We start from the raw sequence: 22,463 nt of genomic DNA, 5'->3' as shown, positions 1-22,463 counted from the left end.
AGGGACGGGCGATGTTCACCGGGATCGTGGAGGAGGTCGGCGAGGTCGTCGACGTCCGCACCGACGACGACGTCGTCGTGCTGACCGTGCGCGCGGCCCTGGCCGCCGAGGTCGGGCACGGGGAGTCGGTCGCGGTGAACGGCTGTTGCCTCACCGCCGTCGTCACCGGGCCGGGAGCGGCCACCCTGACCCTCGAGCTGGTGCCCGAGACGCTGAAGCGGACCTCGCTCGGCGCCGTCGGCGCCGGGTCGGGGGTCAACCTGGAGCGCGCGGTGCCCGCCGGTGGCCGGCTCGACGGCCACATCGTGCAGGGCCACGTCGACGGCGTCGGCACCGTGGTGTCCCGCACCCCCGGCGAGCGCAGCGACGAGGTCCGCTTCTCGCTGCCCGCCGAGCTGGCCCGCTACGTCGTCGAGAAGGGCTCCGTCGCCGTCGACGGGGTCTCGCTGACCGTCGCCACCGTGTACCCGGACGGGTTCGGGGTGGCGCTGATCCCGACGACCCTGGCCGAGACCACCCTGGGGTCGCGCGCCCCGGGTGATCCGGTCAACCTGGAGGTCGACGTGATCGCCAAGTACGTGGAACGCATGACCGCGGGGTACCTGCAGGGGCCCGGGTCCGGACAGGAAGGGGTCGCCCGGTGAGCGAGCCGTGGGAGTCGCCGGTCACGCCGGCAGGCCAGGGGTCGGGCAAGCTGCCGGACGCCCCGCACACCGCGATGTCGCCCTCGGAGCGGGCCGAGCGCTTCGCCCAGATCGAGAAGGCCATCGCCGACATCGCCGAGGGCAAGCCGGTCGTCGTGATGGACGACGAGGACCGCGAGAACGAGGGCGACCTCATCTTCGCGGCGTCGAAGGCGACCGCGGAGCTGCTGGCGTTCACCGTCCGCTACACCTCCGGCTACGTCTGCGTGGCCATCACCGGTGAGGCCTGCGAGCGGCTCGACCTGCCGCCGATGCACCACACCAACCGGGACTCCTTCCGCACCGCGTACACGGTCACCGTGGACGCGAAGGAGGGCGTCACCACCGGCATCTCCGCCCAGGACCGCGCGCACACGATCCGCACGCTGGCCGACCCGGAGACCGACCGGCACGACCTGGTCCGGCCCGGCCACGTCGTGCCGCTGCAGGCCCGCGAGGGCGGCGTGCTGCGTCGCCCCGGGCACACCGAGGCCGCGGTCGACCTCGCCCGGATGGCGGGCCTGCCCGCCGCGGGCGCGCTGTGCGAGATCGTCTCGGAGAAGAACACCGGCGAGATGGCCCGCGGCGAGGAGCTCGGCGTGTTCGCCGCCGACCACGACCTCACCCTGATCACCATCGCCGACCTCATCGCCTACCGGCGCCGCTACGAGAAGCACGTCGAGCGGGTCGCGACCGCGCGGATCCCCACCGGCCACGGTGACTTCCTCGCCCACGGCTACGACTGCACCCTCGACGGCACCGAGCACATCGCCATGGTGATGGGCGACATCGCCACCCCCGCCGACGACGGCGAGAACGTGCTCGTCCGGGTGCACTCCGAGTGCCTCACCGGCGACGTCCTCGGCTCGCTGCGCTGCGACTGCGGCCCCCAGCTCGACGCGGCCCTGGAGGCCGTCGCCAAGGAGGGCCGCGGCGTCGTGCTCTACATGCGCGGTCACGAGGGCCGGGGGATCGGCCTGCTGCACAAGCTGCAGGCCTACCAGCTCCAGGAGGCCGGCGCCGACACCGTCGACGCCAACCTCGCGATGGGGCTGCCCGCCGACGCCCGGGACTACGGCATCGGCGCCCAGATCCTCGCCGACCTCGGCGTGAAGTCGATGCGGCTGCTCACCAACAACCCGGACAAGCGTGCCGGGCTGGAGGGCTACGGGCTGCGCGTCGTCGGCCGCGAGCCGATGCCGGTGCGCGCCACCCCGCAGAACCTGCGCTACCTGCGGACCAAGCGCGACCGGATGGGCCACGACCTGCCCGATCTCGGCGAGGTCGCCGACCCGGCGCTCTGACCCCGGCCGCGCGCCGCGCACCGGGAGACCCCGTGGCGCGGCGCGCGGGCCGAGAGGCGAGAATCGGCCCATGAGCGGTGAGGGCCGGCCCTCCGGGGCCACGCAGCTGGACGCGAGCGGACTGCGGGTCGGGGTGGTGGCGGCCCGCTGGCACGCCGAGATCGTGGACCGGCTGCTGGAACGGGCCGTCGCGACGGCCCGCGAGGCCGGTGCCGAGCCCACCGTCGTGCGGGTGCCCGGCACCGTCGAGCTGCCGGTCGTCGCCCAGGAGCTCGCCCGCGGCCACGACGCCGTCGTCGCGCTCGGTGTCGTCGTCCGCGGCGGCACCCCGCACTTCGAGTACGTCTGCGACGCCGTCACCGCGGGCCTCACCCGCGTGGCGCTCGACGAGTCGACCCCGGTCGGCAACGGCGTGCTCACCACCGACACGGTGGACCAGGCGATCGACCGCTCCGGCGCGCCGGGCGCGGCCGAGGACAAGGGTGCCGAGGCCTGCATCGCCGCACTCGAATCGGCGCTGGCGCTGCGCGACCTGCGCGCCGGTGCCCCGACCCGCCCGTGACCCCGACCCGGGTCAGCACAGGGAGACTCCAGTGACCGAGCAGCCGACCGACTCCACCACCCCCGCCCCCGCCGCCCCGGTGGCCCGGACCCGGACCGGGCCCGGACCGGACGCGGTGACCCTGCGCCCGCGGGTCATCCGCTGGACCGCCTGGCTCAGCGCCGCCGGCGTGATGGTGTTCTTCCTCATCGCGGCCTACTTCATGCCCGCCGAGGACACCGGGGTGATCTTCCAGCCGGCCGACCAGGTCGCGATGATGGTCATCGGGGCGTTCGTCGCCGGCGGGCTGCTGCTCATGGCCCGCCCCCGGGTGCGCGCCGACAGCCACGGCATCGAGGTCCGCAACGTCATCACCGCCCGGTGGTACGACTGGGCCGACGTGCACGGCGTCTCGTTCCCCGACGGCGCCGCCTCGGCCCGCCTGGAGCTGCCCGACGACGAGTACCAGTCGGTGCTCGCCGTGCAGGCCGTCGACCGCGGGCTGGCCGTGCGCCACGTCCGCACCCTGCGCACCCTGCACCGCACCGCCGTCCTGGGGGAGTGACCCCGGCTCAGGCGCCGATGCCCGGCGCCCCGGCCCGGCCGTCCAGGCGCGGGCCGCCCAGGTCGGCCCGGTCGGCCGCGGCGGCCCCGTGCCGGAAGCCGCTGCCCGACACCTGCGGGCGGCGGGCGCGGCGCAGCCGGCCGAACTCGGCGTCGTAGGCGCGGTCGACCTCGGCGCCGCGGTCGGCCAGCACCAGCTCGGTCGAGGCCGCCGCCCGCCCGGTCTCGGCCTCGGTCTCGCCCAGCGCGGAGCGCTCGGCCTCGCACAGCCGCTCGTATACCCGGCCCGCGAAGCCGTAGATCCAGGACCGCCGGTAGGCCGCCACCGACTCGCCCGGGTCCGGCGGGCGGACCGCGGCCAGCGCGGCCGTGGCCTGCAGCAGCAGCGAGGTGTAGAGCAGCTCCACCCGCTCCCGGTCCGAGGCGAACCCGAACACGGTCACCGCGGCGACCGAGCCGCCCCGCTGGTCGTGCATCACCCACCGGCAGCGCAGCGCCGACGCCGTCCACCCCAGCAGCCGGGCCTTCGCCCCGCTGTAGGGGTTGTCGACGGTGATCCGGCTCCGGCCGATCGGGTCGGCCCGCGACGGCCCGGCGCCGGGCGCCGCCGCCAGCAGCGCCTCGTCGATCCCGTGCCGCGCCATCAGCGCGAACGCCTTGTCGGTGTAGATCTCGGCCTCGTCCGGGGTGCCGGCCCGCTCCGCCTTCGCCAGCAGCTTGCGGATCCGGTCCAGCCGGGCCCCGGGCACCTGCTCACCCGGCGCGGTGCCGATGTCGGTGCGGGGGCCGGTCTCCTGCGCGGTGCTCACGGCGGTCTCCTCGGGCTCGGTATGGTCGAACTCGTGTTCGAGGGCGAGGTGTACCGGACCCTACCGACAGTTCAGGCGGCGCCGCGCGAGGTCCCCGGCCGACACGCGTCCCTACACCTCGTCCGGGGCCCGCGCCGAGGCCGGACCGGGACCGTCGGTGCCCGCAACTACCCTGGGAGTCACCATGGCCGACCCCAGCACCTACCGTCCGGCGACCGGGACGATCCCGGAGTCGCCCGGGGTGTACCGCTTCTCCGACCCCCGTGGCCGGGTGATCTACGTCGGCAAGGCCAAGAGCCTGCGGCAGCGGCTGAACTCCTACTTCGCCGACCTGTCCGGCCTCCACCCGCGCACCCGGCAGATGGTCACCACCGCGGCGAAGGTGGAGTGGACGGTCGTCGGGACCGAGGTCGAGGCCCTCCAGCTCGAGTACAACTGGATCAAGGAGTACGACCCGCGGTTCAACGTCCGCTACCGCGACGACAAGAGCTACCCCGTGCTCGCCGTGACGATGCACGAGGAGTACCCGCGGCTGCACGTCTACCGCGGCCCGCGCCGCAAGGGCGTGCGCTACTTCGGCCCGTACGCCCACGCCTGGGCCATCCGCGAGACCCTCGACCTGCTGCTGCGGGTCTTCCCCGCGCGCACCTGCTCGACGGGGGTGTTCAAGCGGCACGGCCAGATCGGGCGGCCCTGCCTGCTCGGCTACATCGACAAGTGCTCCGCCCCCTGCGTGGGCACGGTCAGCGCCGACGAGCACCGCGACATCGTCGAGAACTTCTCCGACTTCCTGTCCGGGCGCACCGACCGGATGGTCCGCCAGCTCGAACGCGACATGGCCGAGGCGTCGGAGAACCTGGAGTTCGAGCGCGCGGCCCGGATGCGCGACGACCTCGGCGCCCTGCGCCGCGCCCTGGAGAAGCAGGCCGTCGTGCTGGGTGACGGCACCGACGCCGACGTCGTCGCCTTCGCCGAGGACGAGCTGGAGGCCGCGGTCCAGGTCTTCCACGTCCGCGGCGGCCGGGTCCGCGGCCAGCGCGGCTGGGTGATCGACAAGGTCGAGCCCACCGACACCGAGCAGCTCGTCGAGCGGTTCGTCTCCCAGTTCTACGGCGAGCAGCACGCCCTCGCCGGCGCCGCCGACGACGCGGCGCAGCCGGTGCCGAAGGAGATCCTGGTCCCGGTGCTGCCCTCCGACACGCCCGCGCTGGAGCGCTGGTTGACCGGGCTGCGCGGCTCCAGGGTCGGGATCCGGGTGCCGCAGCGCGGCGACAAGCGGGACCTCGCCGCGACCGTCGCGCGGAACGCGAAGGAGGCGTTCGCCCAGCACAAGCTGCGCCGCGCCGGGGACCTCACCGCCCGGTCGGCCGCGCTGCAGGAGATCCAGGAGAACCTGGAGCTCGACCAGGCGCCGCTGCGCATCGAGTGCATCGACATCAGCCACGTGCAGGGCACGAACGTGGTCGCGTCGCTGGTGGTCTTCGAGGACGGGCTGCCCCGCAAGTCCGAGTACCGCCGCTTCGAGATCCGCGACGCGGCACAGGAGGGCGACGTCGCCTCGATCGCCGAGGTGGTGCGGCGCAGGTTCCGCCGCTACCTGGCCGAGACGGCCGACGAGCCGGCCCCCACCGAGGGCTCCGGGGAGGTCGCGCCGGGCGACACCGTGCGCACCGGGATCGACCCCGAGACCGGGCGGCCCAAGAAGTTCGCCTACCCCCCGAACCTGCTCGTCGTCGACGGTGCGAAGCCGCAGGTCGACGCGGCGGCCGCGGAGCTGGCCGGGCTGGGGATCACCGACGTCGCGGTGTGCGGGCTCGCCAAGCGCCTCGAGGAGGTCTGGCTGCCCCACGACACCGACCCGGTGATCCTGTCCCGGACCAGCGAGGGGCTCTACCTGCTGCAGCGGATCCGGGACGAGGCGCACCGGTTCGCCATCACCTATCACCGCCAGCGTCGTTCGCAGGGCATGACGGCGTCCGCTCTCGACGGGGTCCCCGGGCTCGGCCCGGCCCGCAAGCAGGCGCTGCTCAAGCACTTCGGGTCGGTGCGCAAGCTGCGCGCCGCCGACGTCGACGAGATCGCCGGTGTGCCCGGCTTCGGTCGCCGGACCGCCGAGTCCGTGGTCGCGGCCCTGCACGCCGGAACCGAGGGGGAGAAGGCATGACCGACGACAACGGCGAGGTGACCGCGGGCCCGGGGATCGAGGTCGCGGTGGTCAGCGGCCTGTCCGGGGCCGGGCGCAGCACCGCAGCGAAGGTCCTGGAGGACCTGGGCTGGTTCGTGGTGGACAACCTGCCGCCCGAGCTCATCGCCACGATGGTCGAGCTGGGGTCGCGGGCCCGGGGCGAGGTGGCCCGGATCGCGGTGGTGATGGACGTGCGCTCCCGCGCGTTCACCGACGACCTCGGTGCCGTCATCAAGGACCTCGACGGCCGCGGCTACCGGCCCAAGCTGCTGTTCCTGGAGGCCTCCGACGCGGTGCTGGTGCGCCGCTTCGAGCAGAACCGCCGCTCGCACCCGCTGCAGGGCTCCGGGCGCATCACCGACGGCCTCAACGCCGAGCGCGAGGTGCTGCGGCCGCTGCGCGAGGACGCCGACCTCGTCGTCGACACCTCGAACCTGTCGGTGCACGACCTGCGCACCCGGATCGAGGGCTCGTTCGCCCAGGAGAGCGCGCACGCCGCGACCCGGGTGACGGTGCTGTCGTTCGGCTACAAGTACGGGCTGCCGCTGGACTCCGACCTCGTCGTCGACGTGCGGTTCCTGCCCAACCCGCACTGGATCCCCGAGCTGCGCCCGTTCACCGGCCGCGACCGGGAGGTCAGCGACTACGTGCTGTCCCAGGAGGGCGCGGAGGAGTTCGTCGACCGCTACCTGGAGCTGCTCGACCTCGTCGGCGCCGGGTACCGGCGCGAGGGCAAGCGGTACCTGACCGTGGCCGTCGGCTGCACCGGCGGCAAGCACCGCTCGGTGGCGATCTCGGAGGAGATCGGGCGCCGGCTCGCCGACCGCGAGGGCATCCAGGTCAACGTCGAGCACCGCGACATGGGGCGCGAGTGAGCCCACGCCCACCCGAGCGCACCGGGGGACTGCGGGTGGTCGCGCTCGGCGGTGGGCACGGCCTGCACGCCACGCTGACCGCACTGCGCCGCTGCCCGCCGGTCACCGACATCACCGCCGTGGTCACCGTCGCCGACGACGGCGGCTCCTCGGGGCGGCTGCGCCGCGAGCTCGGCCTGCTCCCGCCCGGCGACCTGCGGATGGCCCTCGCGGCGCTGGCCGGCGACGACGAGCGGGGCCGCTTCTGGTCCGGGCTGGTCCAGCACCGCTTCGGCGGGACCGGCGCGCTGGCCGGGCACGCGGTGGGCAACCTGCTGCTCGCCGGGCTGCTGGAACGCGACGGCGACCCCGTGCGCGCACTGGCGACCGTCGGCGAGCTGATGGGCTGCGCCGGACGGGTCCTGCCGATGGCCCGGGTGCCGCTGGACATCGAGGCGGAGGTCGCGCTGGACGGCGTCGACGGCGCCCACCTGATCCGCGGCCAGGTCGCCGTCGCCTCCACCCCGGGCCGGGTGCGCCGGGTCTGGCTGCGGCCCGCCGACCCACCCGCCTGCGACGAGGCCGTCCGCGCGGTGCGCGACGCCGACGTCGTGCTCCTCGGACCCGGTTCGTGGTTCACCAGCGTGCTCCCGCACCTGCTCGTGCCCGGGCTGCGCGACGCGCTGCTGGAGACCCCGGCGGCCCGGGTCGTGCTGCTCAACCTGGCCCCCGAGCCGGGGGAGACCGCCGGTTTCTCCCCCGAACAGCACCTTGAAGTACTGTCCGGGCACGCTCCCGGTCTGCGGGTGCACGCCGTCCTGGCCGACGCCGGGTCGGTGAGCCTGCCGGACCGGCTGGACGCGGCCGCCGCCGACCTGCTGGTCCCCGGCGGACGGGTGTGGCCGGCCGCCGTCGCCGACGCCCGGGCGGCGACCCCGCGGCACGACCCGGACGCACTGGCCGGGGCACTCGCCGACGTGTTCGGCGCTCTGACCCCCGGCCGGGTCCCGACGGAGAACGGCACGCACGACAGCCCGCAGCACGACAGCCCGCAGCGCGGAAGGAGCTCCCGATGGCCATGACCGCCACGGTGAAGGACGAGCTGAGCCGGCTCACCGTCACCAAGCAGTCGTCGCGGCGCGCGGAGGTCGCCTCGTTGCTCCGCTTCGCAGGCGGCCTGCACATCGTGGGCGGCCGGGTGGTGATCGAGGCCGAGGTCGACACCGGCTCGGTCGCCCGCAGGCTGCGCCGCGAGATCCACGAGCTCTACGGCCACACCGCCGACGCGCACGTGATCACCGCGGGCGGGCTGCGCCGCAGCGCCCGCTACGTGATCCGGGTGATCCGCGACGGCGAGGGACTCGCCCGCCAGACCGGGCTGCTCGACAACCGCGGCCGCCCGGTGCGCGGGCTGCCGCCGCCCGTCGTCTCCGGTGACCTGTCCGACGCCGAGGCCGCCTGGCGCGGCGCGTTCCTCGCGCACGGGTCGCTCACCGAGCCGGGCCGCAGCTCCGCACTGGAGGTCACCTGCCCCGGCCCCGAGGCCGCGCTGGCCCTGGTCGGCGCGGCACGCAGGCTGGGCGTCGCGGCGAAGGCCCGCGAGGTCCGCGGCGCCGACCGGGTCGTCGTCCGCGACGGCGACGCGATCGGCGCGCTGCTGACCCGGATGGGCGCCCACCAGAGCGTCCTGTCCTGGGAGGAGCGGCGGATGCGCCGCGAGGTCCGGGCGACGGCGAACCGGCTCGCGAACTTCGACGACGCCAACCTGCGCCGCTCGGCGCGGGCCGCGGTCGCCGCGGCGGCCCGGGTCAGCCGCGCCCTGGAGATCCTCGGCGACGAGGTGCCCGAGCACCTGCAGGCCGCCGGGCGGCTGCGGGCCGAGCACACCCAGGCGTCGCTGGAGGAGCTGGGCCAGCTGGCCGACCCGCCGATGACCAAGGACGCGGTGGCCGGCCGGATCCGGCGGCTGCTCCAGACCGCGGACAAGAAGGCCGCCGAGCTCGGCATCCCCGACACCGAGTCCGCCGTCACCGCCGAGATGCTGGAGGAGGAGGGCGGCGGGCGCTGACCGCGGTCACACCCCGTCACGAGGGGGGTGCGGGGCGTCGGGCATGATGCCGCCGTGACGATCCCGGGCTCCACCCTCCTCGCCGTTCATCTCGATCGATCCAGCATGCTGCGGCCGCTCCTGCCCGCACTGCGCTCCGGTCTGGCGGACCTGCTCGCCGAGCAGGACGCCCACGACGGTCACCTGCAGGTCGTCGTCGCCACCGGGGACGACCTCACCCGCTCGCTGCCCGACGGCACGCACCCGCCCGCCGTCCCGGTCGGTGCCGCCGAGGCCCGCACCGCACTGCCCGCGAAGCTGCGCCCGCTGGGCGGCCCGGACCTGCGCGGCGGCGCGGCCCGGCTGCTCGGCGCCGTCGGCGACGAGCTCGCCGCCCGCGACGAGGCCGACCGCCCCGAGCGGGTCGTCGTCCTGCTCGTCGGGGAGGGCGCCGTCGGCGACACCTCCGCGGTCCGCGAGCGCATCGTCCACCAGCAGAGCACCTACGCCTGGGAGTTCGTGCTGGTCGACGTGACCACCGGCACGATCCCGGCCGCCGCGGGTGCCCGGGCGGCCGCGTCCGGGGAGAACCGGGGCGAGGGCGGGGACGCCGCCGTCGCCGTCGCCGAGCGGCCCGCGGGCGACGGGGCCGAGCGCTTCGGCGTGCCGGTCACCGCCACCATCACCGCGGGTCCGGGTGCGACCGGCGTGACCGCCGCGCTGTCCGCGGCCTCGGCGTTCGTGACCCGCGCCCGCGACGGGCGTCCGCACGAGCCGGTCGAGGGCTTCTCCGACGACGAGCGCGCCGCCGCCGACGTCCCCGACACCCGTCCGGGCTGGCGCCGCCTGCTCCGCCTGGCCTGAGCCCGCCCGCGACGGCCCCGTGACCCGCCCGGGCACGGGGCCGTCGCGTGTCCGGATACCGGCCGGTACCGGTCCGTCCCCACACCGGGGACCGTCCGGAGCGGCCCGACCGCGCCCGATCCCCGAGCGCGGCGCAGGTCACGGGCCCTACGGGGGTCGCGACGGCCGATGCGCCGATAGGGTGGCTGCCGAGCACGGCACGCGCCGGCGCCCACCCGGGTGCCGACCCGCGATCGACCTGCCACACCCCACCGCCGGGACCCGGCGGGCCGGGGGAGAAGACGACAGGCACGACGAGCCCTGGAGGCATCTGTGACGGTCCGCGTAGGAGTCAACGGCTTCGGCCGCATCGGCCGGAACTTCTGGCGGGCGGTGGACGCCCAGCGCGCCGCCGGCACCACGGACATCGAGATCGTCGCGGTGAACGACATCACCGACAACGCGACGCTCGCGCACCTGCTGAAGTACGACTCGATCCTCGGGCGCCTGCCCTACGAGGTCTCCACCTCCGGCGACGAGATCGTCGTCGACGGCAAGGGCTTCAAGGGCCTGGCCGTCCGCGACCCCGCCGAGCTGCCCTGGAAGGACCTGGGCGTCGACGTCGTCGTCGAGTCGACCGGCATCTTCACCAAGCGCGAGGCCGCGGCCAAGCACCTCGACGGCGGCGCCAAGAAGGTCGTCATCTCCGCTCCGGCGACCGACGAGGACATCACCATCGTCAAGGGCGTCAACGACGGCGACTACGACGGTTCGCAGACCATCGTCTCGAACGCGTCCTGCACCACCAACTGCCTCGCGCCGATGGCGAAGGTGCTCGACGACCTGGCCGGGATCGAGAAGGGTCTGATGACCACGATCCACGCCTACACCCAGGACCAGAACCTGCAGGACGGCCCGCACAAGGACCTGCGCCGCGCCCGCGCCGCCGCCCTGAACATCGTCCCCACCTCCACCGGTGCGGCGAAGGCGATCTCGCTGGTCATGCCGCACCTCAAGGGCAAGCTCGACGGCTACGCGCTGCGGGTGCCGATCCCCACCGGCTCGGCCACCGACCTGACCGTCGAGGTCCGCAAGGAGGTCACCGCCGCGGAGATCAACGCCGCGATGAAGGCCGCCGCCGAGGGCCCGCTCAAGGGCGTCCTGAAGTACACCGAGGACCCGATCGTCTCCTCCGACATCGTGACCGACCCGCACTCATGCATCTACGACTCGGGCCTGACCAAGGTCATCGGCAACCAGGTCAAGATCGTCGGCTGGTACGACAACGAGTGGGGCTACTCCAACCGCCTCGTCGACATCACCGGTCTGGTGGCGTCGAAGCTGTGAGGACCCTCGACGACCTCGTCGCCGAGGGCGTACAGGGCCGGACCGTGCTGGTCCGCTCCGATCTGAACGTTCCCCTCGACGACGACCGGAACATCACCGACGACGGCCGCATCCGCGCGTCCGTGCCGACGATCAACGCCCTCTACGAGGGGGGCGCCCAGGTCGTCGTCACCGCGCACCTCGGCCGTCCGAAGAACGGGCCCGACGAGAAGCTCTCGCTCGCCCCGGTCGCACAGCGGCTCGGCGAGCTGCTCGGCGCCCCGGTGCGCCTGGTCGAGCTCGGCAAGCCGCTGCCGTCGATGGCCGCCGGTGACGTCGTGATGCTGGACAACATCCGGTTCGACGCCCGCGAGACCAGCAAGGACGACGCCGAGCGCGGCGCGTTCGCCGACGAGCTCGTCGCCCTGGTCGGCGACGACGCGGCGTTCGTCTCCGACGGGTTCGGCGTGGTGCACCGCAAGCAGGCGTCGGTCTACGACGTCGCGCAGCGGCTCGACGCCTACGCCGGCGGGCTCGTCCTGTCCGAGGTCGAGGTGCTCCGCACGCTCACCGGCTCGCCGGAGCGGCCGTACGCGGTCGTGCTCGGCGGCTCCAAGGTCTCGGACAAGCTGGCCGTGATCGAGGCGCTGCTGCCGAAGGTCGACACGCTGCTCGTCGGCGGCGGGATGTGCTTCACGTTCCTCGCCGCGCAGGGCCACGGCGTCGGCTCCTCGCTGCTGGAGTCCGACCAGGTCGACACCTGCCGGACACTCCTGGAGTCCGGCAAGATCGTCCTCCCGACCGACGTCGTCGTCGCCGACGCGTTCTCCGCGGACGCGACCACGAGGACCGTGCCGGTGGACGGGATCGACGACGGCTGGATGGGCCTCGACATCGGGCCCGACTCGGTGCGGGAGTTCGCGGCCCGCATCGCCGACGCGAAGACGATCTTCTGGAACGGCCCGATGGGCGTGTTCGAGCTGGCGCCGTTCGCCGAGGGCACCCGCGGTGTCGCGCAGGCGATCGCCGACGGCGACGCCTTCTCCGTCGTCGGTGGCGGGGACTCCGCCGCCGCGGTCCGGGCGCTCGGCATCGCCGAGGACGCGTTCTCCCACATCTCCACCGGGGGCGGCGCGTCCCTGGAGTTCCTGGAGGGCGCGACCCTGCCGGGCGTCGCCGTGCTGGAGGAGGACGCCTGATGGCCACCCGCAAGCCCCTCATCGCGGGCAACTGGAAGATGAACCTCAACCACCTCGAGGCCATCGCGGTGGTGCAGAAGCTCGCCTTCGCCCTGCCCGACCGGTACCTCGACAAGGTCGAGGTGGCCGTCCTGCCGCCGTTCACCGACATCCGCAGCGTGCAGACGCTGATCGACGGCGACAAGCTGCGCCTCGTGCACGGCGCCCAGGACCTGTCCCCGCACGACTCCGGTGCCTACACCGGTGACGTGTCGGGCGTCATGCTGGCCAAGCTGGGCTGCACCTACGTCGCCGTCGGGCACTCGGAGCGCCGCGAGATCCACGGCGAGGACGACGCGGTCGTCAACGCCAAGGTGCTCGCCGCGCTCAAGCACGGGATCACCCCGATCCTGTGCGTCGGCGAGGGCCTGGACGTCCGCGAGGCGGGCACCCACGTGCAGCACTGCACCGACCAGCTGCGCGGGGCGCTGAAGGGCGTCACCGCCGAGCAGGCGGCCGGTCTCGTGCTCGCCTACGAGCCGGTCTGGGCGATCGGCACCGGCAAGGTGGCGGGCCCGGCCGACGCGCAGGAGGTCTGTGCCGCGCTGCGCGCGACGCTGGCCGAGCTGTACTCCGACGAGGTCGCCGGGACGGTCCGCGTCCTCTACGGCGGCTCGGTGAAGTCGTCGAACGTGGGCGAGATCGTGGCCCAGACCGACGTCGACGGCGCACTCGTCGGCGGCGCCAGCCTGGACGCCGAGGAGTTCGCCAAGCTGTCGGCGATCGCCGCGGGTGGTCCGCTGCCGTAGGCGGCCCGCTCCGTACCGTTCCCGCGGCCCCGGTCCCCTGTCAGAGGGGGCCGGGGCCGCTGGAGTATTCTCGGCCACTCCGGCGAGCGACCACTGATGGGGAAGCGCACGTGATCCTGACCCTCCAGATCATCCTGATCGTGACCAGCCTCCTGCTGATCGCGATGGTCCTGCTGCAGCGCAGCAAGGGTGGTGGTCTGACCAGTCTCTTCGGTGGCGGCGTGCAGTCGAGCCTGTCCGGCTCGGCGGCGGCGGACCGCAACATCGCTCGCTACACGGTCTTCGTCGGCCTCATCTGGCTCATCGCGGTGGTCGGCAACGGCCTGCTGCTGGCCACCGGCTGACGGTCGGACGGACGAGAGGGAGCGGGACATGGCAGGCGGCAACGCGATCCGCGGTACCCGGGTCGGTGCGGGACCGATGGGCGAGAACGAGCGGGGCGAGACCGCCCCGCGCGAGCGCATCCCGTTCTACTGCGCGAACGGGCACGTCAACAACACCTGGTTCGCCGCGGAGGCCGAGGTCCCCGAGACCTGGGACTGCCCGCGCTGCGGGCTGCCGGGCGGACGTGACGCGGAGAACCCGCCCGCCGCGCCCCGCACCGAGCCGTACAAGACGCACCTGGCGTACGTGAAGGAGCGGCGCAGCGACGCCGACGGCGAGGCCATCCTGGAGGAGGCCCTCGGCCGGCTGCGGGCCTCCCGGGAGCTCTGACCCGGTCCCACGGCGCGCCCGGGTCGTGACCGGGCGCACGTCCGGGTTAGATTCGGTGGTCATGAGCCGCTGGACGCTGCCCCCGGACCGGATCCCCTCGGCATGGTTCAACGTCGTGCCGCACCTGCCGACGCCGCCGCAGCCGCCCCTGCACCCCGGGACCCGCGAGCCGGTCGTCCCCGAGGACCTGGCGCCGCTGTTCCCGACCGCCCTGATCGAGCAGGAGGTCAGCGCCGAGCCGTGGATCGACGTCCCCGGTGAGGTCCTCGACATCCTGAGGCTGTGGCGGCCCACGCCGCTGGTCCGCGCGATCCGGCTGGAGAAGGCGCTGGGCACCCCGGCGCGGATCTACTTCAAGGACGAGTCCATCTCGCCCTCGGGCAGCCACAAGACCAACACGGCCGTGGCCCAGGCGTTCTACAACGCCCGCGAGGGCACCACCCGGCTCACCACCGAGACCGGCGCCGGCCAGTGGGGGACCGCGCTGTCGTTCGCCGCGGCCCAGTTCGACCTGGACCTGAAGGTCTACATGGTGCGGGCGTCCTTCGGGCAGAAGCCCTACCGGCGGATCGCGATCGAGACCTGGGGCGGCGAGGTCGTGCCGTCGCCCGTCGACGAGCCCGACCACCCCGGCTCGCTGGGCTCGGCCATCTCCGACGCGGTCCGCGACTGCGTCGGCCGCTCCGACACCCACTACGCGCTCGGCTCGGTGCTCAACCACGTGCTGCTCCACCAGACCATGATCGGTCTGGAGGCGAAGGAACAGCTGGCGCTGGCGGGGGAGCGGCTGCCCGACGTCGTCATCGCGCCGTGCGGTGGCGGCTCCAACCTGGGCGGGATCGCCTTCCCGTTCGTGCCGGACTCCGGCGTGCGGCTGCTCGCCGTCGAGCCGCTGTCGTGCCCGACGCTGACCCAGGGCCGCTACGACTACGACTTCGGCGACACCGCGGGCCTCACCCCGCTGATGCCGATGTACACCCTGGGCCACGACTTCGTGCCGCCGTCGATCCACGCCGGCGGGCTGCGCTACCACGGTGACTCGCCGCTGGTGTCCTCGCTGGTCAAGGACGAGCGGATGGAGGCCGTCGCCTACCCGCAGGGGAAGGTGTTCGAGGCCGCCATCCAGTTCGCGCGCACCGAGGGCAAGATCCCGGCGCCGGAGTGCGGGCACGCCATCGCCGCCACCATCGACGAGGCGCTCGCCGCGAAGGAGACCGGGGAGGAGAAGGTGATCCTGTTCAACTACTGCGGTCACGGCTTCCTCGACCTCGCCGCCTACGACGACTACACGAACGGCCGGCTCGACGAGATGGGCTGACGGGATCGGCTGACGGGATCGGCTGAGCCCCACCCGCACCACGACGGCCCGTCCCCCGGACCAGGGGGACGGGCCGTCGCCGTGCGGGCGGTCAGCGGCGCAGGCCGCGCAGCAGGGCCGCGGTGTCGCGGCGGCGGGCCCACGCGACCACGCAGACCGCCACCAGGGTCAGTGCCGGGAACGCGACCATCGCGGGCATCAGCACCACGGTGACCGCGGTGGCCCCGACCATCAGCGCGACCTGGCAGACGGCGGCGAGCCCGCACAGCCGCGGGACCAGCAGGGCGACCGCGCCGGCCAGCTCCAGCCAGCCGACCACGACCATGCCGACGGTCCCCAGGCCCAGCAGGTCGAACCCGGCGACCGCGACCGGGTCGGCGTTCACCTTCGGCAGCGCCGCCATCACGAAGACCCCCGCCAGCAGCACCTGCAGCACCCACAGGCCGACGGTGGCGGCCCGCGGGCGACGGGTGGCGGAGGTGGTGGACGCGGTCCCGGTACGGGTGGTGGTGGTCATGGCGGGCTCCCTCGGTGCTCGCGGTCCCGGGCCGGGGCCGCCGTTGCAGAGGAGACCGGGGCCGTCGCCGGAACTCATCGGTGCGCCCGGTCCGGGTTCGGACCGTCGGTCCCGGCTGCGTCGTGTGTCGCGTCGGCGGCGTCTGCGCGTGGCGTGCCGGATGCCCGGACCCGACACCCACAGGAAACCGCGCACCGTCTCTCCGTGAAACACCGCCCGCGAAACATCTGTGCCGGGGTCGGGACGAGACCAACGGAGGGCACGCGTGGGCGTGAATGCGGGAGACACCGCGTGGGTGCTGGTCAGCGCCGCGCTGGTGATGTTGATGACGCCGGGACTGGCGTTCTTCTACGGCGGGATGACCCGCAGCAAGTCCGTGCTCAACATGCTGATGATGAGCACCATCTGCCTGGCCGTGGTCAGCGTCCTGTGGGCGCTGTACGGCTACAGCTGGGCCTTCGGCAACGACGTGGGCGGCGGCCTGATCGGCGGCGGGGAGTTCGCCGGGCTGGCGAACACCGTCGGCGCGATGGTCGGCGTCGGCAGCGACTCGGCCCCGTGGCCGGGCCCCGACGCCCTGCCCGCGCTGGCGTTCGTGATGTTCCAGCTCATGTTCGCGGTCATCACCCCGGCGCTGATCTCCGGCGCCGTCGCGGACCGCACGAAGTTCTGGGGCTGGACCGCGTTCGTCGTGCTGTGGGTGAGCATCGTGTACTTCCCGGTCGCGCACTGGGTGTTCGCCTTCGACGGCTTCACCGGCCCGGACAACGTCGGCGGCTGGATCGCCAACACCCTCAAGGCCGAGGACTTCGCCGGTGGCACCGCGGTACACATCAACGCCGGTGCCGCGGCGCTCGCGCTGGCGATCGTGCTCGGCAAGCGGCGCGGCTGGCCGCGCGAGCCGATGCGCCCGCACAACCTGCCCTTCGTGCTGCTGGGCATGGCGCTGCTGTGGTTCGGCTGGTTCGGCTTCAACGCCGGTTCCGCGCTCGCTGCCGGCGACCTCGCCGCCACGGCGTTCACCAACACCATGCTCGCCACCGCCACCGCGCTGATCGGGTGGCTGCTCGTGGAGCAGTTCCGCGACGGCCACCCCACCACCCTCGGTGCGGCCTCGGGTGCCGTCGCCGGGCTGGTCGCGATCACCCCGGCCTGCGGGTTCGTGCAGCCGGTCGGGGCGCTGGCCATCGGGCTCATCGCCGGTGCGGTGTGCGCGCTGGCCGTCGGGCTGAAGTTCCGCTTCGGCCTCGACGACTCCCTCGACGTCGTCGGCGTCCACCTCGTCGGCGGCATCGTGGGCACCCTGCTCATCGGCTTCTTCGGCGACAACAGCGTCAACTCCGCCGCCGTCGGCGACAACGGCCTGTTCTACGGCGGCGGGCTGGTCCAGCTGGGCCGCCAGGCGCTCGCCGCGGGTGCGGTGCTGCTGTACTCCTTCGTCGTCGCGCTGGTCCTCGGCTACCTGATCAAGGTGACCATCGGGTTCCGCATCGACGAGGAGAACGAGGCCACCGGCATCGACGAGACCGAGCACGCCGAGACCGCCTACGACTTCTCGTCGCTGGGCACCCGCGCGCTCGCCGGGGCCTCCCGCCCCGCGACGCCGGCCACCCGCGAGCCCGTGGGGGAGACCCGATGAAGCTCGTCACCGCCATCGTCAAGCCGTTCGCGCTGGAGGACGTCCGCGGGGCGCTCGAACACCTCGCGGTGCTCGGGCTGACCGTCGGGGAGGTCCGCGGGCACGGCAGGCAGAAGGGGCACACCGAGATCTACCGCGGCGCGGAGTACTCGGTGGACTACGTGCCGAAGGTGCGCATCGAGACCGTCGTCGACGACGAGATCGCCGACAAGGTCGTCGACGCCATCGTCGAGGCGTCCCGCACCGGCAAGATCGGCGACGGCAAGATCTGGGTGCAGCCGGTCGAGACCATCGTGCGGGTCCGCACGGGCGAACGCGGCAGCGACGCCGTCTGAGCCCTCAGCGCGTCGCCGGACGGGCCGTCCGGCGACGCGCCGCCCCGCCCTCGGGGGCGACGGCGCCCGCGGCGTGCGCCGCACCCAGCTCCGCCGCCGCGGCGGCGAACACCGGGTCGAAGAACAGGAAGCTGAGCAGCTCCGCGCCGTGAGTGGTGTCGGCGTCCGGCACCGCGCCGCCCACCAGCCGTTCCAGGACCGCCAGCGACGGGTTCCGCAGCGCGCGCAGCCCGCCGTACTCGCGGCGGCGCACCGCGTCGGCCAGCTCCGCCAGCTCGGTGGCCCGGTCGGCCGGCGGCCCGGCGAACCAGGTCGCGATCCGGCGGTGCCGCCGGTCCTCACCGCGGTCGACCAGCGCGTTGACCGCACGCAGGGTCCGCAGGTCCTCGGTCACCCCGGCGCCCAGCACGATGCGCAGCGCCAGCGCGGCGACCGCGTACACGTCGGGCACCCGGTCCGCCGGGGACAGCGCCGCGGCGGACTCGCCGAACGGGACGTCCGGTGTCGTCGCGACGACGCCGACCCGGTCCGCGCCCAGGCGCAGCGCGGGCTTGAGCGGGGTGTTGAGCCGGACCCCGCCGTCGAGGTACCAGCCGGCCGCCTCGCCCTCGATGCGGCGCGGCGCGAACAGCACCGGCACCGCCGCCGAGGCGAGCAGATGGTCCGGGCCCAGCCGGGCGTCGACGTAGCGGATGTCGCGCCCCGGGTCGTACGGCGGCAGCGCCACGTCCGGCCCGCGCTCGACGAACACCGTGGTCCCGCCGGTCCCGGCGGCGGTGCACGCCACCCCGACGGCGTCGACCCGGCCGCGGGCGACGGCGTCGTGCAGCCGGTCCCAGTCGACGACCCGGTCCACCACCGGGCGCAGCCGGTCGGCGTCGAGGAGGCGGGTCACCCGGTCCGGCACCAGCAGCAGCCTGCGCAGCCACGACGGGACACCGGCGAGGTCCCCGAGGTAGGCCGCGGTCGCCTCCACCGCCGACGACGGCAACGCCACGACCTCGTCGGTGCGCACCGAGGACCAGCGGGCGACGAGCTCGGCGGCCGCGGCGTCCGGGGCGACGTCGGACAGCCCGGCCAGCGCCGCCACGTTCAGCGCGCCGGCACTCGTGCCGACCAGTACCGACGGCGCCGACCACCGCCGCGCCATCCGCGGCAGGAGCTCGGTCAGCGCGCCCGCCTCGTAGGCCCCGCGCGCCCCGGCGCCGGCCACGACGAGTCCGGTCCGAGCCACCCGGCCAGGCTACCCGCGGTAGGCCTTCTCCAGGGCGACGGCGTCAAGCTTGCCGTGGGTGGCGTACACGGCCCGCGCGACCCGGGACCGGGCGTCGGCGTCCGGTGAGGTCAGCCACTCCCGCACGCCGGGCGGGATCACCTGCCAGGACACCCCGTAGCGGTCCTTGAGCCACCCGCAGGGCTGCTCGACACCGCCGTCGGCGAGGGCGTCCCAGTAGCGGTCGACCTCCTCGACGGACTCGCAGTGCACCTCCATCGAGATCGCCTCGGAGAGGGTGAACACCGGGCCGCCGTTCAGCGCGGTGTAGGGCTGGCCGTTGATCCGGAACCCCACGGTCAGGACCCGGCCCTCCTGGTCGGGGACCTCCGGGCCGTAGTGCATGACGGTGTCGATGCCGGAGTCCGGGAAGATGCCGGTGTAGAACCGTGCCGCCTCCTCGGCGACGCCGTCGAACCACAGGCACGGCGTGATCGGCTTCATGATGTCGTCCCCTCCCCGCGACGCCGGCTCTCGGCGTCACACGAGGGGAGACCGGCGCGGAGCGCCCCGCTCATCGCTCCCGGGGGACCGGTCGCACCAGCCCGGCGGCGCGGGTCGCGCGCTCCCGGGCCGTGTCGACGTCGTCGGCGTGGGCGACCGCGACGCCCATCCGGCGTCGCTCGGTCGCGGTGGGCTTGCCGAACAGCCGCAGGTCCGCACCCTCGACCGCGAGCGCCTCGGCGACGCCCTCGTAGGCGGGGGCGTCCATCTCCTTGCCGCCGTAGACCACCGCCGACGCACCGGGGGAGCGCAGCGCGGTGTCCACCGGCAGGCCGAGCACGGCGCGGGCGTGCAGCTCGAACTCCGAGAGCCGCTGGGTCGCCAGGGTGACCAGGCCGGTGTCGTGCGGGCGCGGGCTGACCTCGGAGAACAGCACCTCGTCGCCGCGGACGAACAGCTCCACCCCGAACAGGCCCCACCCGCCGAGCGCCTCGGTGATCCGGGCGGAGACGTCGCGGGCGGCGGCCAGCGCGGCGTCGGACATGGGCTGGGGCTGCCAGGACTCGACGTAGTCGCCGTTCTCCTGGCGGTGCCCGATCGGCTCGCAGAACGCGGTGCCGCCGGCGTGCCGGACGGTGAGCTGGGTGATCTCGTAGTCGAACTCGACGAAGCCCTCGACGATCACCCGCGGGTTCGACACCCGGGCGCCGGTGCGGGCGTACTCCCAGGCCGCCTCGGCGTCGTCCACGGTCGTGAGCACCGACTGCCCCTTGCCCGACGACGACATCACCGGCTTGAGGACGCACGGCAGCCCGACCGTCGCGACGGCCTCGCGGACCTCGTCGAGGGTGTCGGCGAAGACGTACGGGGAGGTGGGCAGGCCCAGCTCCTCGGCGGCGAGGCGCCGGATGCCCTCGCGGTCCATGGTCAGCTTCGCGGCCCGCGCGGTGGGCACCACGGTCGTGCCGGCCGCCTCGATCTCCAGCAGGGCGCCGGTGGCGATGGCCTCGATCTCGGGGATGACGAGGTCGGGCGCCTCCTGCTCGATGAGCGTCGCCAGCGTCACCGGGTCGGTCATGTCGATCGCGTGCCAGCGGTGCGCCACCTGGTGGGCGGGGGCGTGCGGGTAGCGGTCGACGGCGACGACCTCCACGCCCAGGCGCTGGAACGCGATCGCGACCTCCTTGCCCAGCTCACCCGAGCCGAGCAGCAGCACGCGGGTGGGGTCCGGGCCGAGCGGGGTGCCGATACGCATGACGGGGACCCTAACCGCAGGTCCACGTGCGACACCCCGCCCGGGCGCGGCATCTCACATCCGGGGGCCGCCCGTCAGGAGACCCGGGCGACGAACCCGTCGGGCAGGTCCGCGGCGGCCTCGGTGTCGAGCAGCCAGCGGGTCGTGACGGTGCCGCGGGCCCCACCGACCGGCAGCTCGGTCTCCGGCGTGCCGGTGAGCGCACCCGCGACGGCCGGTGCCTTGCCCGCCCCGGCGGCCACCACCCACACCTCGCGGGAGCGGCGCGCCGCGGCCAGGGTCAGCGAGATCCGGGTCGGCGGCGGCTTCGGGCAGTCGAACACCGCGACGACCGTCGCCGCCTGCTCGTGCACGGCGGGGGAGTCGGGGAACACCGACAGGGTGTGGCCCTCCTCGCCCATCCCGACCAGGGTCACGTCGAACGCGGGGACGCCGTCCTCGTCGGGGCCGGCCAGGTCGTCGAGCAGCCGGGCGTAGTCGGCGGCCGCGGCGAGGGCGTCGTCGCGGGTGCCGCCGCCCGCCGGGGCCGCGGGCATCGGGTGCACCCGGGCCGGGTCCAGCGGCAGCGCGTCGAGCAGGGCCTCGCGGGCCTGGCGGTCGTTGCGCTCGTCGTCGTCGGCGGGCACGAAGCGCTCGTCGCCCCAGAACAGGTCCACCCGGGCCCAGTCGACGGCGTCGCGCGCCGGGGAGGCGGCGACGTCGCGCAGCAGCTGGATCCCGACCCCGCCGCCGGTGAGCACCAGCCGGGGGACGGTGCCCGCGGCCTGCAGGTCCACCAGTGCGGTGACCAGCCGGGCCGCGGTCGCCGCGGCGAGTGCGTCCTTGTCCGGGTGCACCGCGACCTGGACCTGCGTCGCGGCGCTCACGCGCGCACCTTCACCGGGGTGCGGCCGCGGGTCACCTTCGCCACCCCGGCGAGGGCCTCGGCGTAGACCTCGTCCGGGTCGAGCCTGCGCAGCTCCTCGGCGAGGCAGTCCGACACGTGCCGCCGGGCCAGCGCGATCAGCCGTTCCGGCTGGCCGGGCTGGGTCAGCCGGGCGGTCTTGCCGTCCGGGCGGGCCAGCTCGACGTCACCGGACGGGCGCGTCAGCCGGACCAGCGAGAGCCCGTTGTCCTTCTCCGACGGCGAGCGCTTCACCTTCACCCCCAGGCTCGCGGCGAGCCAGCCCGCGATCAGCTCGGTGGACGGCGACACCGCCTCCCCGGCGACGACCGCGGAGCTGATGTCCTCGTACGGCGGCACGTCCAGCGCGGCCGCCAGCTGGGCCCGCCACTGCGTGAGCCGGGTCCAGGTCAGGTCGGTGTCGCCGGGCGCGTAGTCCTTGCGGCGCGCCTCGAACGCCTTCACCGGGTTCTTCGACGACAGCGCGTCGGTGATGCGGCGCTGCGCGAGGCGGCCCACCGCGTCCTCCGACGGCGAGGCGGGCGCCTCGTTCGGCCACCACGCGACGACCGGGGCGTCCGGCAGCAGCAGCGGCATGACCATGCCCGCCCCCGCCTCCTCGGCCGCCAGCGGCCCGTAGCCGCGCAGCACGATCACCTCGCTGGCGCCGGCGTCGCCGCCGACCCGGATCTGGGCGTCGAGCCGCGGCGAGGCCCGCCGCTGCCCGCGGGCCAGGACGATCACCCGGCACGGGTGCTCGCGGCTGGCCGCGTTGGCGGCGTCGACGGCGCGCTCCAGCTCGGGCCCGTCGTCGGTGACGACGACCAGGGTCAGCACCCGGCCCAGCGCGAACACCCCGCCGGACTCGCGGAGCTCGACGAGCTTGCGGTTGACCGCCGAGGTGGTGCTCGACGGGAGATCGATGATCACGATGGGGTCTCC

24 protein-coding genes are annotated in these 22,463 nt (G+C 74.3%); 17 read left to right on the top strand and 7 right to left on the bottom strand.

What is annotated here, in order from left to right; translation table 11 throughout:
- Positions 1–11 precede the first annotated feature (11 nt).
- The 4 genes from KPL57_RS49315 (at position 12) to KPL57_RS49300 (ending at position 3,093) form a co-directional block, all read left to right on the top strand.
- Positions 12–644, top strand: coding sequence for a riboflavin synthase (locus tag KPL57_RS49315; protein ID WP_226357327.1), 633 nt, complete (start codon positions 12–14; stop codon positions 642–644).
- Between the two features lie 74 nt (positions 645–718).
- Positions 719–1,987, top strand: coding sequence for a bifunctional 3,4-dihydroxy-2-butanone-4-phosphate synthase/GTP cyclohydrolase II (locus tag KPL57_RS49310; protein ID WP_226357516.1), 1,269 nt, complete (start codon positions 719–721; stop codon positions 1,985–1,987).
- Between the two features lie 70 nt (positions 1,988–2,057).
- On the top strand, positions 2,058–2,549 hold the full coding sequence (gene ribH / locus KPL57_RS49305; RefSeq protein ID WP_062395601.1) for a 6,7-dimethyl-8-ribityllumazine synthase: 492 nt from the start codon (positions 2,058–2,060) through the stop codon (positions 2,547–2,549).
- A 31-nt stretch (positions 2,550–2,580) separates the two neighbouring features.
- A complete protein-coding gene (locus KPL57_RS49300; protein ID WP_374203892.1) occupies positions 2,581–3,093 on the top strand; it encodes a PH domain-containing protein in 513 nt (170 codons plus the stop codon).
- Positions 3,094–3,100: 7 nt separating this feature from the next.
- Here the strand turns inward: KPL57_RS49300 and KPL57_RS49295 are convergent, their stop codons facing one another.
- Entirely contained in the window at positions 3,101–3,901 is an 801-nt protein-coding gene (locus KPL57_RS49295; RefSeq protein WP_308016651.1) for a DUF2786 domain-containing protein, read from the bottom strand.
- Positions 3,902–4,085: 184 nt separating this feature from the next.
- Here KPL57_RS49295 and uvrC point away from each other — a divergent pair, with 184 nt between their 5' ends.
- From uvrC to KPL57_RS49240, 11 genes are all read left to right on the top strand, one after another.
- Positions 4,086–6,065, top strand: a complete 1,980-nt coding sequence (uvrC, locus tag KPL57_RS49290; RefSeq protein WP_226357326.1) for an excinuclease ABC subunit UvrC — start codon at positions 4,086–4,088, stop codon at positions 6,063–6,065.
- Positions 6,062–6,961, top strand: a complete 900-nt coding sequence (gene rapZ, locus KPL57_RS49285; protein ID WP_226357325.1) for an RNase adapter RapZ — start codon at positions 6,062–6,064, stop codon at positions 6,959–6,961. The genes uvrC and rapZ overlap by 4 nt, the downstream gene beginning before the upstream one ends.
- 29 nt (positions 6,962–6,990) lie before the next feature.
- Positions 6,991–8,022: a uridine diphosphate-N-acetylglucosamine-binding protein YvcK gene (gene yvcK, locus KPL57_RS49280; protein WP_226357514.1), complete on the top strand. Its 1,032-nt coding sequence runs from the start codon at positions 6,991–6,993 to the stop codon at positions 8,020–8,022.
- Complete coding sequence (whiA, locus tag KPL57_RS49275) at positions 8,013–9,008, top strand: DNA-binding protein WhiA (RefSeq protein ID WP_062395598.1); 996 nt, start codon at positions 8,013–8,015, stop codon at positions 9,006–9,008. The genes yvcK and whiA overlap by 10 nt, the downstream gene beginning before the upstream one ends.
- Before the next feature lie 105 nt (positions 9,009–9,113).
- Positions 9,114–9,851: a hypothetical protein gene (locus tag KPL57_RS49270; protein ID WP_226357324.1), complete on the top strand. Its 738-nt coding sequence runs from the start codon at positions 9,114–9,116 to the stop codon at positions 9,849–9,851.
- A 312-nt stretch (positions 9,852–10,163) separates the two neighbouring features.
- Complete coding sequence (gene gap, locus KPL57_RS49265; protein WP_226357323.1) at positions 10,164–11,177, top strand: type I glyceraldehyde-3-phosphate dehydrogenase; 1,014 nt, start codon at positions 10,164–10,166, stop codon at positions 11,175–11,177.
- The gene (pgk, locus tag KPL57_RS49260; RefSeq protein ID WP_226357322.1) at positions 11,174–12,355 is read left to right on the top strand and encodes a phosphoglycerate kinase; all 1,182 of its coding nucleotides are present in this window, start codon (positions 11,174–11,176) and stop codon (positions 12,353–12,355) included. Before gap ends, pgk begins: the two co-directional genes overlap by 4 nt.
- A complete protein-coding gene (gene tpiA, locus KPL57_RS49255; protein WP_062395591.1) occupies positions 12,355–13,143 on the top strand; it encodes a triose-phosphate isomerase in 789 nt (262 codons plus the stop codon). Before pgk ends, tpiA begins: the two co-directional genes overlap by 1 nt.
- Positions 13,144–13,253: 110 nt before the next feature.
- Entirely contained in the window at positions 13,254–13,487 is a 234-nt protein-coding gene (gene secG, locus KPL57_RS49250; RefSeq protein ID WP_020627703.1) for a preprotein translocase subunit SecG, read from the top strand.
- Positions 13,488–13,515: 28 nt separating this feature from the next.
- Complete coding sequence (locus KPL57_RS49245) at positions 13,516–13,857, top strand: RNA polymerase-binding protein RbpA (RefSeq protein WP_020627702.1); 342 nt, start codon at positions 13,516–13,518, stop codon at positions 13,855–13,857.
- Between the two features lie 61 nt (positions 13,858–13,918).
- On the top strand, positions 13,919–15,175 hold the full coding sequence (locus tag KPL57_RS49240) for a TrpB-like pyridoxal phosphate-dependent enzyme (RefSeq protein WP_226357321.1): 1,257 nt from the start codon (positions 13,919–13,921) through the stop codon (positions 15,173–15,175).
- Positions 15,176–15,266: 91 nt separating this feature from the next.
- On the opposite strand, the gene KPL57_RS49235 is transcribed toward KPL57_RS49240, so the two are convergent.
- A complete protein-coding gene (locus KPL57_RS49235; protein ID WP_226357320.1) occupies positions 15,267–15,692 on the bottom strand; it encodes a DoxX family protein in 426 nt (141 codons plus the stop codon).
- A gap of 319 nt (positions 15,693–16,011) precedes the next feature.
- Between KPL57_RS49235 and KPL57_RS49230 the strand changes: the two genes are divergently transcribed.
- Positions 16,012–17,331 (top strand): ammonium transporter, encoded by a 1,320-nt coding sequence (locus KPL57_RS49230; RefSeq protein ID WP_374203899.1) that lies wholly within the window; start codon positions 16,012–16,014, stop codon positions 17,329–17,331.
- Positions 17,328–17,666 carry a P-II family nitrogen regulator gene (locus tag KPL57_RS49225; RefSeq protein ID WP_226357319.1) on the top strand — a complete coding sequence of 113 codons (339 nt, stop codon included), beginning with the start codon at positions 17,328–17,330 and terminating at the stop codon, positions 17,664–17,666. Before KPL57_RS49230 ends, KPL57_RS49225 begins: the two co-directional genes overlap by 4 nt.
- 4 nt (positions 17,667–17,670) lie before the next feature.
- On the opposite strand, the gene KPL57_RS49220 is transcribed toward KPL57_RS49225, so the two are convergent.
- From KPL57_RS49220 to opcA, 5 genes are all read right to left on the bottom strand, one after another.
- On the bottom strand, positions 17,671–18,900 hold the full coding sequence (locus KPL57_RS49220; protein WP_226357318.1) for a patatin-like phospholipase family protein: 1,230 nt from the start codon (positions 18,898–18,900) through the stop codon (positions 17,671–17,673).
- A gap of 9 nt (positions 18,901–18,909) precedes the next feature.
- Positions 18,910–19,383 (bottom strand): VOC family protein, encoded by a 474-nt coding sequence (locus KPL57_RS49215; protein WP_226357317.1) that lies wholly within the window; start codon positions 19,381–19,383, stop codon positions 18,910–18,912.
- Positions 19,384–19,453: 70 nt separating this feature from the next.
- Positions 19,454–20,638 (bottom strand): formate-dependent phosphoribosylglycinamide formyltransferase, encoded by a 1,185-nt coding sequence (gene purT, locus KPL57_RS49210; RefSeq protein ID WP_226357316.1) that lies wholly within the window; start codon positions 20,636–20,638, stop codon positions 19,454–19,456.
- Positions 20,639–20,712: 74 nt separating this feature from the next.
- Positions 20,713–21,504, bottom strand: a complete 792-nt coding sequence (gene pgl, locus KPL57_RS49205; RefSeq protein ID WP_226357315.1) for a 6-phosphogluconolactonase — start codon at positions 21,502–21,504, stop codon at positions 20,713–20,715.
- Positions 21,501–22,451, bottom strand: a complete 951-nt coding sequence (gene opcA / locus KPL57_RS49200; RefSeq protein ID WP_226357314.1) for a glucose-6-phosphate dehydrogenase assembly protein OpcA — start codon at positions 22,449–22,451, stop codon at positions 21,501–21,503. The genes pgl and opcA overlap by 4 nt, the downstream gene beginning before the upstream one ends.
- Between the last annotated feature and the right edge of the window lie 12 nt (positions 22,452–22,463).

Source organism: Pseudonocardia sp. ICBG601, from assembly GCF_020496245.1.
This window is presented reverse-complemented; position numbering and strand designations above follow the sequence as displayed.